General features: G+C 45.5%; 12 protein-coding genes. All 12 read right to left on the minus strand.

The annotated features are described in order from the left end of the window. Nucleotides 1-133: 133 nt before the first annotated feature. Nucleotides 134-955, minus strand: a complete 822-nt coding sequence (locus IGI89_RS03020) for a VOC family protein (protein ID WP_087664815.1) — start codon at nucleotides 953-955, stop codon at nucleotides 134-136. 175 nt (nucleotides 956-1,130) lie between these two features. After that, complete coding sequence (argB, locus tag IGI89_RS03025) at nucleotides 1,131-1,892, minus strand: acetylglutamate kinase (protein WP_087664814.1); 762 nt, start codon at nucleotides 1,890-1,892, stop codon at nucleotides 1,131-1,133. A gap of 35 nt (nucleotides 1,893-1,927) precedes the next feature. Then, complete coding sequence (gene argJ, locus IGI89_RS03030; protein WP_034872069.1) at nucleotides 1,928-3,118, minus strand: bifunctional glutamate N-acetyltransferase/amino-acid acetyltransferase ArgJ; 1,191 nt, start codon at nucleotides 3,116-3,118, stop codon at nucleotides 1,928-1,930. Between the two features lie 78 nt (nucleotides 3,119-3,196). Next, entirely contained in the window at nucleotides 3,197-4,219 is a 1,023-nt protein-coding gene (argC, locus tag IGI89_RS03035; protein WP_438735321.1) for an N-acetyl-gamma-glutamyl-phosphate reductase, read from the minus strand. 146 nt (nucleotides 4,220-4,365) lie between these two features. Then, a complete protein-coding gene (locus tag IGI89_RS03040) occupies nucleotides 4,366-5,511 on the minus strand; it encodes an acetylornithine transaminase (protein WP_438735322.1) in 1,146 nt (381 codons plus the stop codon). A 203-nt stretch (nucleotides 5,512-5,714) separates the two neighbouring features. Then, nucleotides 5,715-7,595 (minus strand): ABC transporter ATP-binding protein, encoded by a 1,881-nt coding sequence (locus tag IGI89_RS03045; RefSeq protein ID WP_061053672.1) that lies wholly within the window; start codon nucleotides 7,593-7,595, stop codon nucleotides 5,715-5,717. After that, the gene (locus IGI89_RS03050; protein ID WP_008376197.1) at nucleotides 7,592-9,319 is read right to left on the minus strand and encodes an ABC transporter ATP-binding protein; all 1,728 of its coding nucleotides are present in this window, start codon (nucleotides 9,317-9,319) and stop codon (nucleotides 7,592-7,594) included. The genes IGI89_RS03045 and IGI89_RS03050 overlap by 4 nt, the downstream gene beginning before the upstream one ends. Further along, nucleotides 9,312-9,980: a TetR/AcrR family transcriptional regulator gene (locus IGI89_RS03055; protein ID WP_005232294.1), complete on the minus strand. Its 669-nt coding sequence runs from the start codon at nucleotides 9,978-9,980 to the stop codon at nucleotides 9,312-9,314. Before IGI89_RS03055 ends, IGI89_RS03050 begins: the two co-directional genes overlap by 8 nt. Before the next feature lie 266 nt (nucleotides 9,981-10,246). Continuing rightward, nucleotides 10,247-11,278, minus strand: coding sequence for an LPXTG cell wall anchor domain-containing protein (locus tag IGI89_RS03060; protein ID WP_061053671.1), 1,032 nt, complete (start codon nucleotides 11,276-11,278; stop codon nucleotides 10,247-10,249). Nucleotides 11,279-11,406: 128 nt separating this feature from the next. Next, the gene (locus IGI89_RS03065; protein ID WP_194199310.1) at nucleotides 11,407-13,419 is read right to left on the minus strand and encodes a glucose PTS transporter subunit IIA; all 2,013 of its coding nucleotides are present in this window, start codon (nucleotides 13,417-13,419) and stop codon (nucleotides 11,407-11,409) included. Then, nucleotides 13,419-14,327: an N-acetylmuramic acid 6-phosphate etherase gene (gene murQ, locus IGI89_RS03070; protein WP_008376205.1), complete on the minus strand. Its 909-nt coding sequence runs from the start codon at nucleotides 14,325-14,327 to the stop codon at nucleotides 13,419-13,421. Before murQ ends, IGI89_RS03065 begins: the two co-directional genes overlap by 1 nt. Further along, nucleotides 14,320-15,384, minus strand: a complete 1,065-nt coding sequence (locus IGI89_RS03075; protein WP_438735323.1) for a DUF871 domain-containing protein — start codon at nucleotides 15,382-15,384, stop codon at nucleotides 14,320-14,322. Before IGI89_RS03075 ends, murQ begins: the two co-directional genes overlap by 8 nt. Nucleotides 15,385-15,482: the final 98 nt, after the last annotated feature.

Raw genomic sequence — 15,482 nt, forward strand, 5'->3', positions numbered from 1 at the left:
AAACTCGTTATGCCCTTTTTTTCTCCAGCTATTCGCCTCGATCAGCTAATCGATTCGCTTGCTTGGTTTCTTAGCCATCAAAAAACATCGACCACTCAAAAGAGTTTCCGATGTTTTTCTTATCTATTTGGATTTATTTTTTTACGATAAACCACCATTCGATACCGATCGCATCGTAGGTCGTCAACAATTGCCGTTTTTTGTCGATGAAAAACTCTTGATTCTTCTCAGACAAGTGTTTTTCCAATGTATCGATATCTTCTTGACTGATGGAGATTTTCAAGAAGTCTAAGCCAAGCACCTCATGGGTCGGTAAATCGATCGTACCACCTTGTGCTTCCGTCAAGCCAACTTGGAAGTCACCATCATTGAGGATAAATTCCTTCGTTTCGGCTTCTTTTGTTTTCAAGCCTAAGCTTTCTTCTAAGAAAAGCTGCTCTTTGGCTAGATTACTGACGTTTAAATACAGCTTGCCAAAATGAGCTTCTTTTGATAAGCCAGCCGCTTTTGCAGGTGCCGCTTTGATCAATTCTGCTTCGTCTTTTGGTACCGCAGTTCCTGCGGGTGCTGTAAATAAGACTTCGATTTTGTTTCCTTCTGGATCAGCTATCAGGAAGCCTAATTGATTCGCTTCATAACGAGCTTCTTCGAAAGCAATCGCTTTTTGTTGGGCATTGCTCGCGATAGTTGCCGCTTCTTCTAGCGAGGATACGGCTAAAACGATGCGCTGCATCTTTTTGATCTCACCGAAATGGTCGTTGGCACGCGGGCTTTCTTCCAACCATAAAACTTCTCTATCTAATCCTTTTAGACCAAAGATGGCCAACTCATTTTCTTCTCTTTTCAGCTCAAAGCCAAGTACATCGCGATAAAAGGCAATCGCTTGATCGCGGTCTTTTACCCGAATTGCAACAGTCAGCAACTTCGTACTGCTCCCCAATAAGAAATCTGTCATTGTTTCTCCCCCTACTTACATATGTACTCATTGTACTGATAAAACGAAATTCTAGCAAATGAAATCCCTATCTCTTTTATTCTTTTTTTAGAGAAAATAAGAAGAAACGCACAGAAAAGTCAGAATTTTGCATTTTTATGAGTAGAGAGGAGGCGCTTGGGTGTCGCTAATGGCTTCAACTACAGCCAGCTGCTGCTGGACTTGCCGCGAGGATCTGGGTTCCTAAACGATCGATCCGATCGGTGATACAAACGGCAGCTACCCCTGCTTTTAAGGCTTTCTGAGCACTTTTTAGTTTTGGCAGCATGCCGCCCGTGACTACTTCTTCGGCGATCAGTTGGGGGATCTCCTCAAAAGAAACAGCCGACAACCACTTGCTTTCTTGCTTGATCCCAGGGACATCCGTCAACAAATACAGTTTTTCGGCTTGTAAGCTGGCTGCGACCTGACAAGCCACTTCATCCGCGTTGATGTTCAACCATTGCCCCTCTGGCGTAATTCCTAGTGGGGCCAAGATCGGGACATGTTTTTTCTCTGTCAAGAGCTGCAAGAAGGCGGCGTTGATTCGCTGAACTTTCCCTACTTGCCCTAATTTCTCCTCATCGATAACTTCTCCTTGGATCAGCTGATCACAGCCAGCATTCAGTCCCACGGCATGGAAGCCAGCTTGCTGGAAAGCAGTCGTAATCAGCGGTTGAACTTGTCCCAAAAGGACCATTCTAGTCACTTCAAGCGTCTGGGGATCGGTCACCCGCAAGCCGTCTTTGATTTTGACTGTCAACGCCATTTTCTCCATCATTTCTGAGATGTAGTGACCACCGCCATGGACGATGACCACTTTTTTGCCCGCAGCTTGCCAATCTGCTATCGTCTCAAAGAATGACGGGGTTAAATTTTCTGAGGCGACACCGCCGATTTTTACTACGATCGTTTCCATCTACTCGCTCCTTTTTGTCTAGTACCTGATTTGTTTCAGGTATGATATAGTGCGTTGATTTTCACATAGTCATACGTCAGATCACAGCCCCAAGCGGTGCCAACACCTGCCCCTTCTTTCAGCTCAACAGCGACTTTGACTTCATTTTCCGCCAACTGTTCTTGCATGATGGTTTCGTCAAAAGCTACCGGCGTCCCTTGGACAAAGACGGGAATGTCGGCTAATGCGATCGATACCGTTGCTGGATCGATGGGTTGCCCACTATAACCCACTGCACATAAGATACGCCCCCAGTTTGGGTCTTTGCCAAAGAGGGCTGTTTTGACCAGCGGCGAACCGACGATGGTTTTGCTGATCATGCGGGCTGCTTCATCGGTCACAGCTCCACTCGTGTGAGCTTCGATCAATTTGCTGGCGCCTTCTCCGTCCTTCGCAATTGCTTTGGCTAAGGCGGTCAGAACTGCTTTAAGCATCCCTTTAAACTCATGATAAGCTGGCGTATCGGCTTCGATCGTTGGATTTTTGGCTAACCCGTTGGCTAAAACTAACACCATATCATTGGTAGATGTATCACCATCGACCGTGATTTGATTAAAGGTGACATCGGTCAACTCTTTCAGCAGTGTTTGCAAGAGTGCTGACGAGATCGCTGCATCCGTCGTAACAAAGGCCAGCATCGTGGCCATATTAGGATGGATCATACCAGACCCTTTGGCACAGCCCGCAACAGTCACCGTTTTGTCAGCGATCGTTGATTGGATGACACTGCTTTTTTCAGTCAGATCCGTCGTCAAAATTGCTCTTTGAAATCGGTGGGCATCCCCTTGCCTGTTTAGTTGCTGAATCCCTGCAGTGATTTTTTCCATCGGTAAGCTCTTGCCAATGATTCCGGTGGAGGCTACCGCAAAGGCTTCGGGACTCGTATGTAGCTGGGCTGCTGCCAATTCTGCCATCTCTTGTGCATCTTTTAAACCTTGCTCCCCGGTACAAGCATTGGCATTGCCCGCATTGACGATCACGCCTTGCAAGGTGCCTGCTTGCATTTTTTCCTTTGTAACGAGAATGGGTGCCGCTTGTACTTGATTGGTGGTAAAGACTGCCGCAGCACTGGCTGGCACTTCAGAGACGATCCAACCAAGATCGACTTTCTCTTTCTTCAGACCGCAATGCAGACCGTCGGCAAAAAAACCTTTGGGGGTTGCGATCGTTCCTTCGATTTCTTTCATTTTCTTTCCTCCTACTGCCACCTTTTTGCGGATTGTCCACTGGCTGACACGAGTATCCTCACGTGTCTGTTGGCTATTTTATGGGTATAACGGAGCTTGCATAAGACCGGTCGTTTCTGGTATCCCTGCCCATCGATTGAAGTTTTGGATCGCTTGGCCAGCAGCCCCTTTGCCTAAATTATCGATCACTGCGACAACGGTCAACACTTGGGTCAGCGGATTGAAACATAGGCCAATGTCACAAAAATTCGTTCCCGTCACTTGCCGTAGCTCGGGCAGCTTTCCTAACGGTTGCACTCGAACAAACGGATGGTCTTGATACGTTTTTACGTACTGCTCATAGATGTCCTCTTGCGAAATCGCGTCTTTGAGAGGCGCATAAAGCGTCATAAAGATCCCTCTTTTGACAGGCAGTAAGCTGGTAGAAAATTGGATCGGCGGCATTGCCTGATCCCATTGTTGAAACTGTTGCATGATCTCGGGAATATGCTGATGCTGATTTGGCTTATACATCGTCATGTTATCCGCAGCGGTTGCAAAGTGACTGCTGTCGGTCAATTTCTTACCAGCACCCGATAAGCCCGACTTGCCATCAAAAATCAACGTGCCGCTGAATAGTTTTTGCTGAACCAACGGCGCAGCCACTAAAATGGCAGCAGTCGCATAACAGCCTGGATTGGCGATCAAATTGCCAGGAGTCGTTGCAAACTCAGGCAGCGAATAGGTCGCGTGTGCCAACAACTCGGCAGGGGCAGCTTCTTGGTGATACCATTTTTGATAGCTATCCCGATCCTTCAATCGCAGATCACCAGAAAGGTCAATCACTGGAAAGTCATTTGCGACAAGAGTCGCTGCGAGTTCTTTGCTGATTCCAGCAGGAGTCGCAAAAAACACGAGTTGATTTTCCTTTTGGATTTTTTCTGCATCAAAAGGTTCGATTAACCGCTCTGTCAGTCCAATTAAATGAGGATACAAAACTGATGAATTTTCATGCATAGAATGACTATGCAAGGTGCCCACCTCCAATTGGGGATGCTGCTGGATCAAACGAATCAATTCAATTCCGGTATACCCTGTTACACCAACGATTGCTGCCTTCAAACACGTCACTCCTCAAAAGAATTTACTTAAGATTATAAGAAACTCCCATCGCTCTGTCAATGATTATTTATAAAACTATTCAAAATAAACTCGCTGTTATTCGGTTTTTATAAGAAAAAATGCCCAAAAAATCTATTTTTATACAATTATGCTAAGATCGCTTGTAAAATCGCCAAGGCTGCTTGCGTTTCCTCTTGCGAGATCGTTAAGGGTGGCAGCAAGCGCAAAACCTTGGTTCCCGCCTTTAATGCGAGGAGGCCTTGGTTCCGCAGTTGGGTCAACACGGATTGCAAGCTTTCCGAATCTGCTAATTCGATACCGATCATCAATCCTTTCCCACGAATCGCCTGCACTTTAGATAATCCTTGCAATCCGTCGAAAAACTGCTGCTGGCGCAATTGAACATTGACTTGAATGTCCTCTTCTTGCAACACACTGCAAACGGCACTAGCAGCGGCCATCGCTAATTTATTGCCACCAAAGGTCGAACCGTGACTACCTGGTCCAAAAGCCGTTTGCAAATGACTTTTGCCTAGCATCGCTCCGACAGGGATCCCGTTACCAAGCCCTTTGGCTACGGTAAAAAGATCAGGTTCAATGCCGTATCCTTCAAACGCAAACAGCGTTCCTGTCCGTCCCATCCCGGTTTGGATCTCATCCACCACTAGCAGTGCTCCCTGCTCCTGACAAAGGGCTGCCACGGCTTGGACCCATGCCACCTCAGCAGGGATCACGCCGCCTTCGCCTTGGATCAATTCTAAAAACACGGCTGCCGTCTGCTCATCTAAAACGGCTTGCAATGCCTCAAGGTCATTAAACGGTACATAAACCATCTCTGGTACCAGCGGACCAAACCCATCGTGAATACTGCTTTGCCCAGTCAAAGACATCGCGCCAAAGGTCCGACCGTGGAAAGATTGTTCAAAACTGATGACTTTGCTACGGCCAGTCGCTTTGCGAGCCAGCTTTAAAGCTGCTTCGTTCGCCTCAGCGCCGCTATTACAAAAATAGGCCAGATACGGCTCGTCTGATACGTTCTTTTGGTTTTGGGTCAGCTTTTGGGCAACTTCTTCTTGTAGTTGGCTGTCATATAAATTCGGCACATGCCAAATCTGCTCTGCTTGGGTCATCAAAGCGGCTTGCACTTTGGGATGTCCATAACCGAGATTGACAACCCCGATACCGCTCGTTAAATCTAAATATTGGTTCCCTTGCGAATCTACGACATAGCTCCCGCTGCCTTGCTGGATATCGATGGGCAAACGGCTGTAATTAGGAAAAAGATGACTCATTGGTTTCACTCCTTGTCTTGGATCATTCGAAATTATGTATTAATATACATTTTTATCTAGATAATTGCAATAAATATTTAAATTAAAGCGATAAAAATTCATAAAAAAAGAAAGCAGTGACAATCACTGCTTTCTTTCAGTCAACCTTTGGCGGTCTGTTTATTATCATTTGGGGAAGAATTTCTTTCATTACAAACAGTGGATCACGCCACTTCTTCTGAAAATTGACTGTTATAAAGGTCTGCATAGAAACCGTTTTGCGCCATCAATTCCTCATGGTTTCCAGTTTCAACAATAGATCCGTGATTCATCACGATGATATTGTCAGCATCACGAATCGTAGAGAGACGGTGAGCAACCACAAAGCTGGTCCGATTTTCTAACAAACGTCCCATTGCTTTCTGGATCAAAATCTCTGTCCGCGTATCGACACTAGAAGTTGCCTCATCCAAAATCAATACATCTGGATCCGCTAAGAAGGCACGGGCGATCGTGATCAGCTGACGTTGACCTTGGGAGATATTGCTGGCTTCTTCATTCAAGACCGTATCATAGCCTTCTGGCAATTTGCGAACAAAATCATCCACATGGGCAGCCTTCGCCGCAGCAATCACTTGTTCTTTGGTCGCTTTTTCATTTCCATAATGAATGTTGTCATAGATGGAGCCGGTAAACAACCACGTATCTTGCAGCACCATCGAGATATTACTACGCAATTCATCACGAGTCAAGTCTCGGGTATCTCTGCCATCATAACGAATGCTACCGCCAGAAACATCATAAAAACGTTCCAAGAGATTGATCAGCGTGGTTTTCCCAGCGCCGGTTGGTCCTACGATAGCCACCATCTCACCAGCTTTGACATCCAGATTAAAATCGGTCATCAATAATTTGTCTGGGGCATAACCAAATTGAACATGATCGAAACGAACTTTGTATTCACTGTCTTCCACTGGTAAACCAGAAGGCTCATCATTCATTTCTTCTTCATCCAAGACTTCAAAGACCCGTTCGGCAGATGCAACGGTTGATTGGATGGTGTTTAGCAAGCTAGCGATTTGAGTGATCGGTTGAGAGAATTGATTGGTGTATTGCAAGAATGCTTGCACATCCCCTAACGTCATGTTCCCATTCGCTACCTTGATTCCACCAAGGACAGCCACGAAGACATAGCCTAAGTTTTTAATGAAGTTCATCAAGGGCATAATGATCGCTGAAATAAATTGGGCTTTCCAACCAGCAGAATACAGACGGTCATTTTCTTCTTCAAAAACGACTTGATCGGCAGCTTCATGGTTGAAGGTTTTGACTACTGTATGACCGCCGTAAGTTTCTTCGACTTGGTCATTGAGCAATCCTAAACTTTTTTGTTGGGCCGCAAAGAATTTTTGCGATTTTGGTGCGACGATCATCACGACGATCAAGCTTAAAGGAACCGTTGCTAAAGCAATCAAAGTCAGTTGCCAACTGATCGTCAGCATCATCCACAAAACCCCGATAAAGGTCACGACACTCGTAATAAATTGGGTCAAGTTTTGTTGCAGGGTACTTGCGATATTATCCATATCATTGATTGCCCGTGACATGATATCCCCATTTGAGTGAGTATCATAGTAAGAGATCGGCAAGCGGTTCATTTTTTCATCTAAGTCTCGACGCAGCTCATAAACCGTTCGTTGAGAGACACGGGTCATAATAAACTGTTGTAGAAAGTTGAAGACGGCTGAAATCACATACATGCCGATCGCGATCAAAATGATTTGACCAACTTTCTCAAAATCGATAGGAAATTCTGTCACCTGTTGGCCGGCTTGCATCTGCTGCGTACCGATCATGACCCCTTTAAAAATTTCAGTGGTCGCTTCTCCTAAAATTTTCGGTGTTTGGATTTGGAAGATCACGGCTGCGATCGCTAAAACGAAGACGGCAATGATAGCGATGGAGCGTTTCGACATGTACCCGAAAAGCCGTTTGACCGTCCCCCAAAAGTTTTTTGGTTTTGGTCCTTTGGCACCGATGTTACGGCCCGGGCCGCCACCCATTGGTCCGCCACGGTGTTGTGTTGTTGTTTTCTTTTCACTCATGCAAGATCCTCCTCTCTCAATTGTGAAGAAACGATTTCTTGATAGGTTTCATTGTCTGCCATTAATGATTCATGGGTCCCTTTCCCTACGAGTTGTCCTTCATCTAATACTAAGATCGTATCGGCATCCATGACGGTGCTGACCCGTTGGGCAACCACGACCATGATGCTGTCTTGCATGTCGCGTTTCAGCGCTGCTCGTAAGTTTGCATCGGTTTTGAAGTCCAATGCGGAGAAGGAATCATCAAAGACATAGACATCTGCTTGTTTCACTAACGCACGAGCAATCGCTAAACGTTGACGTTGTCCACCAGAGAAGTTGCCGCCGCCTTGTTCTACACGGCTATCTAAGCCATCTGCCAGTTCGGAGACAAAATCTTTGGCTTGGGCGATCTCTAATGCTTGCCAGATTTCTTCGTCTGTCGCATCAGGTTTTCCGTATTTCATATTTTCACGAATGGTACCGGAAAACAGTACCGCTTTTTGCGGAACAAAGCCCACGACTTCTCGTAGATTGTGCTGGGTGATTTCTGCAATATTGACCCCATTGATTTTGATTGCACCAGACTCCACATCGTACAAACGAGGCAAGAGATTGACTAGTGTCGTTTTCCCTGAGCCCGTCCCACCGATGATGGCAACAAAATCACCAGATTTTGCTTGGAAGTCGATATCTTCCAACGCCAATTTCTCAGCGCCTTGGTAGCGATACGCCACATGGTCAAAAGTCAAGGTTGCTTGATCCCCTTGTAAGCTCAATGTCGCTGGTGTTTTTGGATCGAGAATTTCATCTTCTTCATTTAAGACTTCGTTGATCCGGTCAGCTGATGCTTGGGCTCTTGGCACCATCACGAAGATCATGGACAGCATCATAAAGCTGATCAAAATTTGCATCGCATAAGTCATAAACGCAATCAGGTTCCCGACTTCTAAGGTCATTTCGGCAATATAATGACCACCAAACCATGTGATGGCAATGTTCGTTCCACTCATGATCAACGTCATCAAAGGCATCATCAAGGCCACGATGGTATTTACTTTGATCGCGGTGTGGGTGTAATCTTTGTTGGCTTGATCAAAGCGATTCGCTTCATAATCCGTCTTGTCAAATGCCCGAATAACGCGGACCCCCGTCAAGCCTTCACGAAAGACTAAGTTCAAACGGTCAGTTTTCTTTTGCATACTTTTGAATAAAGGAACGGCAAAATACATAATACCGCCAACTAATACTAGCATGATAGGAATAACGACTAAAAAGATTCGTGTTAATTGGGCATCTTTTTGATAGGCCAAGAAGCTCGCCCCAATCAGTGTGATCGGTGCATTGATCATCATACGTAAAAACATTTGCGTCACCATTTGAATTTGGTTGACGTCGTTAGTGGTTCGTGTGATCAATGATGCGGTCCCAAATTTATCGAAAGAACGGGAAGAAAAATTCTCAACTTTTTGGTAAATGTCCGAACGTAGTTTTTGTCCTAATTTTTGTGATTCTCTTGTTGCGAAATACGTATTTCCTAAAGCGGCGATGATACTGATCAATGAAAAGCCGATCATGTAAAAGCCGGTTTTCCAAATGTAATCAATGTCCCCTGTCGCCACCCCATTGTTGATAATATTGGAAGTCAATGTCGGTAGATACAAATCAGAAACGACTTGGATCACCATAAACACCACTGCCATGATTATGGAAATGACGGATACGCGTTTTATCAGCTTAATCATAGGTTTCCCCTCTTTCTTTTTTTGCGCCCTCTCTTAACCAGCGGACTTTACTGTTGAAATCAGCGATCGCTTCGGCAGGATCATAGTCTGGATCAAATGCTGATTGGCGATAGGCTTCGGCAATCGTCGAAAAGACGGTATGCATCAGCAGCTGGATCAGCATTTTCAACTCATGGTCGTCTTTGACTTTCAATAAATCTTTGTCGACCTCTGACAAAAAGATGGCTTGCTGCTTCTGCCGATCGGCTTTGTGTTCTTGATGCATCTTGTGCTGCATCTCTGGCACGACTTTATGGAAGGAACGATAATCCATACTCATAAATAAATTGCGGTAAAAGTTTGCGTTTTTGCCTTTGAAAACCTCGGCGATCATCCGTGAAAAGTACCATTCGAACCCCGCAAACAGATCCCCGTTTTCATGTTGGATCGATTTCAGCAGATCTCGCTGACTATTTTTTTTCAACGTATGGAAATAATAGTAATAAAGATCTTCTTTGTTTTCGAAGTATTGGTAAAAACTCCCGCGAGGAATCTCGGCATCTTTGATGATGTTGGCGATCGAGGCGTCTTTCAGCGGCAGTCTTGAGAATTCTTTTTTCGCCGCATTTAAGATGCGCTTTTGTTTTTCTGGCGGCAAGTGAAAAAATGTATCGGTCGGCATCACAAGCAACTCCTTTCTAATTTAAAATAAATCACAGCTCTCGATATGACACGTTGTCATATGACACTGTGTCATTATACACCCCTCACCAGAGAATGCAAGAATTTAAATTTGACTTTTTTATGAAGGAATCGATTCTGGTCTTTTTATAAAGGGCGTTATTTGAAAAGAAATAACCAATGAAATTTCTGAAAACAAAAAACCTTCGTTTCCCTGATGGAAAACGAAGGTTGCTATTTTTTCATTCTGCCGATTATAAATAACGATCATTTTTTCTTTCGGCGCCATAAAATCAAGAAAACGATCAGCAGCAGGATAACACCGGCGATCAGTAAGGTATAGCTTGGCGCTTCATTGGTTTTAGGTAATGTTTTTTCACCATCGGCAGTAGCGTTGGCCTCTTTCGAAGAAGTCGTTGTCGCTGTTTCTTGAGCAGTCGTCGATGTTGCCGTCGCTTCTTCAGTCGTACTCGTTTGCGTGCCTGTAGGCAGATACATGGAATCATTTGCCGCTTGAATGATATAAGAGATCCGTCCTGGGACAAAGGCACCTGGATCGACTTGCATCTCTTGTTCCATCTGATTTAAATTGGTCAAAATTGAAATCATCCATTCGTTGGAAACGGCTTGATTCAAATGTAAAAAGACTCCGTCTGCTGGATAGACGACCCGTAAATATTCCTGCAACTGATCCACGACAGGAATCAAGTCAGCAAAACTGGCGTAGCTATTCGCATCAAAAGCCAGTTGCGGCTCAATGGCTTCCCAGGATAACGTCTGATCGACAAACAAGGCGCCGATGATTTTTGCCAAGTAAGCAATATCAAAGCCCATCGCATCACTAGAATAACGTAGCGCTAGGCGATTGCCATTGGTCAATTCTTCATCTGTCAACTGGTCCAACTGTTCTTGGGTAAATGCGGTCACACTGCCTTCAGTGATCCCTTGGGTTAACGCACTACGCAACGAACTAGGTTCATCGGCTAATGTATTGATTTCATTGACGTTTTGCGTTCCTGTCTCTGCTTGGATCGAGGCAATAACGGCTTCGGAATCGACCGGCTCTTGATTCTCGTCAGCTGTAGTTTCTGAAGTAGCGGATTGATCCGTTTCTTGGTTTTCCGCTGTACTTTCTTGGGCAGAATTTTGGATCTGCTCACTGTCTGTTTGCCCTTCTGATGAAAGTGTCTCGCTAACGGCAGCCGGATTGTCACTTCCACTCGTAGCCGTTTCATCTGCATGAACCATCAATGGTGAAAATGCCAACGTCATTAGTCCGAGCCAAATTATTTTTTTCATCGTCATTGCCTCCTCGTATGGGATTTCTCCCTTTGTAACGAAACTGTAACATAAAGGCCTCGTTTCCGCAATCAATTTAGTAACTTCTTAAAAAAAACCTCCATCTTTATCAGATAGAGGTTTTATCATTATTTTATCGTTGCCACGTGCATCACTGCTTGACCTGCGTTTGTTTCCGCGATCGGTAACAGTTCAACGTTGGCAGCTTGGTCCATATTGGTGATAATGACAAGCATCTCAGAAGCTTTGCCTTTAGCTGTCAACTGCGCCAAATCGACTTGGGCAACTTGGGTTGCTGGTGTCACGGCTTGGCCTTCCTCCACCAGGATTTCAAAAGGTGCTCCTTGCAATTCCACGGTGTCGACACCCATGTGTAGCAGAATCTCTAGCCCGCTGGCAGTCTTGATCCCCAATGCATGTTTCGTTGGGAAAATCGTTGTGATTGTTCCTGCTGCTGGTGCAAAGATCGCTCCATTGTCTGGCAAGACAAAATACCCGTCGCCCATCATTTTTTGCGAAAATACCGGATCACTTGATGCACTGATTGATTTTGTCGTGCCTGTTGCTACTGCGTATAAGGGTGTATCGATCGTTGTTGCTGATGAATTTGCTGCCGTTTCCTTTGCCGCCGTTTCACTCGTTTCTTTTGGTTGCGGTTGCACAGTGACGGTTGCAGCTGGTTTTGCCTCCTCTGCCTCAATCCCTTTGACTGCTTCTAAGCGATCTTTAGGAATCCCAAAGAAGTAGGTGGCAACGAAGCCGCCAGCATAGCCTGCTAACAAGCCGAAAATATAGCCCATCCAACGGCCGTTGGCAATCAATGGAATCAAAGCTAGCCCTGATGGTCCAATCGCCGTTGCGCCGATATTTGTCAAAGCGCCAATGACCGCACCACCGATCCCACCACCAATACAAGCAGTGATAAATGGTCGACCTAATGGCAATGTCACTCCGTAGATCAATGGTTCGCCGATACCTAAGATCCCAACTGGCAATGCACCTTTGATCATTTCAGAAAGCTCTTTGTCTTTACGTAGTCGTACCCATAAGGCGAAAGCTGCTCCGACTTGACCGGCACCAGCCATGGCTAAAATCGGTAATAATTGCGTGCTGCCTGTTGCTTCGATCATTTGGATGTGGATCGGGGTTAAAATTTGATGCAAACCAAACATGACCATTGGTAGGAAGGCCGCCCCTAAGACAAACCCAGAAAACGCACCGCCCACATTCAAGACCCAAGTGATTGAACCGACTAAGCTGTCAGAGATCAGACCTGCCAATGGCATGATCAAGAAAATCTCCGTCAAACCGATGATCAACAAACACAACGTCGGAGTCACGATAATATCGATCGCTTCAGGAATCACTCGATGCAGCACTGCCTCTAATTTCGCCAAAAGCCATACAGCGAAGATCACACCGATGATCCCTCCTTGGTTGGCAGCTAAAGCTTCGCCGGTGAACAAGTTTTGGATCGGGGCTTCTGGGTTCATACCGGTCAGCAAGATGATCGAACCGATCACTCCACCAAGGGTTGGATTGGCTTTAAAGACCTGCGCAGCATTGACCCCAGTAAAGATTGCTAAATAGGTGAACATCCCATTTCTTAGGACGTTTAAAATCATGACATAATAATTCCAAGTGTCTCCATCTAAATTTCCAGCAGTGATCATGTTGGTCAGAACGGAGGCGATCCCTGCAACGAGTCCTGCACCAACGAAGGCTGGAATCATTGGAACAAAGATATTTGAAATGTCTTTCAGCAGCGACTTCAATGGTGATGATTTTTGTTTGGCTTTTTGGGCTGCTTTCATCTCTGCCGTTTTTTCTGATAACGCCTCTTTGCCTGATTTTTGCTGCGGGATCTCTTGCCCTAAATCAACACCGGCTTTTGCCACCATTGCGTTGGCTACTTTGTTGACTTTCCCTGGTCCGATAATGACTTGCAGCTGCTCGTCATTGACGACACCCATCACGCCGGGAATCTCTTTTAACCCTTGTTGATCGACCTTGTCGTGGTCGCGGACGGTCATTCGTACGCGAGTCATACAGTGATTGACTGTTTCTACGTTGTCCATTCCGCCGGCTTCTTGAAAAATCTTCTCCGCTAACTCTTCTACCGTCAGTGTTTCTTTTGCCATTACTTTTCTCCTCCTAACGCCGTTTTGACAAACCCTTGTGCCGTGGCAAGTTTTGCTTGTGCTTCGTCTTTCGTGCTATCCGTCAACAGCATCACGATCGCCAATTTGACATTCTGATCTGCTTCTTCAAATGCTGCAGCGGCTGTTTCATAATCAGCTTCAGTTGCCTGCATGATGATCCGTTTTGAGCGTTCCACCAATTTTTCGTTGGTCGCTTTCACGTCGACCATCAAATTATTGTAGACTTTACCGATCCCTACCATCGATAACGTCGAGATCATATTCAAAATCAATTTTTGGGCAGTTCCTGATTTCAAACGAGTCGAACCCGTCAGAAACTCTGGGCCACAATCGACTTCAATTGGAAAGCTGGCATGTTGAGAGATCTCCGCATCTTTGTTACAAGCGATCGTAGCCGTTGTGGCACCAAGCTCATTGGCGTAATCAAGAGCCCCAATCACGTAAGGCGTTCTACCACTGGCAGCGATCCCGATCACCATGTCATTTGGGTTCAACTTCAGATCGACAAGGTCTTGTTTCCCTAGCGTTAAGGAGTCTTCTGCTCCTTCGACAGCGACCGTCATCGCTTCTTCACCACCGGCGATCAGACCAACCACCATCTCAGGTGATACCCCAAAGGTTGGGACACATTCGGCCGCATCCAAGACGCCTAATCGACCACTTGTCCCAGCGCCAAGATAAATCAAGCGTCCGCCTTTTTTAAAAGCAGCGATAGTTTGTTCAATCACTTTTTCAATACTAGGAATTTCTTTTTCCACTGCATAGGCAACTTTTTGATCTTCTTGGTTCATTTTTTGGCACGCTTCTAAAATCGTCATTTCATCTAAATTGCTCGTTTCGCTATTGCGTCGTTCAGTCGTTAATTTGTCTAAATTGATTTTATTCATTGGAATCATCTCTTTCTAATTTAAATCGCATCCCTGCTTTGATTTGTTGGATCAAAGGCAGATCGGCTGGTATCACCTGAGCGGCGAGGTTGACTTTGGGGTCTGCAGGCAATGGTCGTTTGCACACTTGAATCTCTCCCATATAACGCAAGTACTCTTGGTTATCGATCGTCACAGCACCCATTGGCCGCTCTTGACTAAGTTCAGGTTTGACTTCTGGAATGGCATTGAAACGGGCATCGGTGCTACGCAAGACATCTCGAGCTTCATCGTAACGATTCTGGTGATCCCCTAGTACGTGTTCAAAGTAAGTAGAACCAAGATCTTTGACCCGCAAAACGATCCGCGCTTCTTGCAGATACGTCGCAAACTGCTGCGCACTTTTTGCAGAAACCATGCCATCGCCAATGTAAACAGCATCAACTGAGCCAGTAGCCAACAAGTCGATTGCTGCGGCAAAAGGCGACCAGTTGCGGTGTCTTTCCAGTGTGGGTAATCCTTGAAATAACGGTCCGCGTTTCTTGGCATCTCCTGGAACAAAGGCTTGGACGAAAAAGCCTTGTGCTTTCAACCAGCGGTTCTTCTCCTGAAACCAGTCAGCATCTAGTCCTGTTTCTGGCCGGGGGTAATAATTGTGCCAAGCTTCCAAACGAGTAAAATCGGCTCCATACGCCTGCAGCTCTCGAATGTCTGTTTCCGTTAATGTACTGGCATTCAAACTGATGGTCATTTCTTTTGAAAAAGCAGCGATTTGTTGATTGTCGATGGCATAGTCCATTCGTAAACCAGTGACACCGATCTCCCTTAGTTCCCCCAGATTGTCGATGGAAAAGCCCGCTTCTGCTAAGGCGTTTCCAGAAATATCTACCATTAAAGACAGCTGATGGTCTTTTGCGAAACCTCCCAAGTCCGTCAGACGCTGCCGATAGGTACTGCGATCGTCTTCTGGTATGTGCATGGAGGTGAAAATCCCTTTAAAGCCTGATGCCATCGCAGTCATCTGCTCAAGTTCTGCTGCCGTCAAGTCTTCGTTCATAAATACAGAAAAGCCGAACATCTCTTTGCCTCCTTGGTGAGTCACTATCGTGATACCGTTTTCTATAAAAGCATTATAACTGATTCTCTTCCTGTTCGCAACTATATTTCATAATTAAA

This window comes from Enterococcus sp. AZ141, from assembly GCF_051714385.1.
Lineage (GTDB): Bacteria > Bacillota > Bacilli > Lactobacillales > Enterococcaceae > Enterococcus_D > Enterococcus_D entomosocium.

Bases quoted from the DNA above. Each gene is read 5' to 3' on its own strand.
- IGI89_RS03045 (WP_061053672.1), bottom strand. From the start codon at position 7,595: ATGAGTGAAAAGAAAACAACAACACAACACCGTGGCGGACCAATGGGT.
- argB (WP_087664814.1), bottom strand. From the start codon at position 1,892: ATGGAAACGATCGTAGTAAAAATCGGCGGTGTCGCCTCAGAAAATTTA.
- murQ (WP_008376205.1), bottom strand. From the start codon at position 14,327: ATGAATAAAATCAATTTAGACAAATTAACGACTGAACGACGCAATAGC.
- IGI89_RS03040 (WP_438735322.1), bottom strand. From the start codon at position 5,511: ATGAGTCATCTTTTTCCTAATTACAGCCGTTTGCCCATCGATATCCAG.
- IGI89_RS03020 (WP_087664815.1), bottom strand. From the start codon at position 955: ATGACAGATTTCTTATTGGGGAGCAGTACGAAGTTGCTGACTGTTGCA.
- IGI89_RS03050 (WP_008376197.1), bottom strand. From the start codon at position 9,319: ATGATTAAGCTGATAAAACGCGTATCCGTCATTTCCATAATCATGGCA.
- IGI89_RS03065 (WP_194199310.1), bottom strand. From the start codon at position 13,419: ATGGCAAAAGAAACACTGACGGTAGAAGAGTTAGCGGAGAAGATTTTT.
- IGI89_RS03075 (WP_438735323.1), bottom strand. From the start codon at position 15,384: ATGTTCGGCTTTTCTGTATTTATGAACGAAGACTTGACGGCAGCAGAA.
- IGI89_RS03060 (WP_061053671.1), bottom strand. From the start codon at position 11,278: ATGAAAAAAATAATTTGGCTCGGACTAATGACGTTGGCATTTTCACCA.
- argJ (WP_034872069.1), bottom strand. From the start codon at position 3,118: ATGAAAGAAATCGAAGGAACGATCGCAACCCCCAAAGGTTTTTTTGCC.
- IGI89_RS03055 (WP_005232294.1), bottom strand. From the start codon at position 9,980: ATGCCGACCGATACATTTTTTCACTTGCCGCCAGAAAAACAAAAGCGC.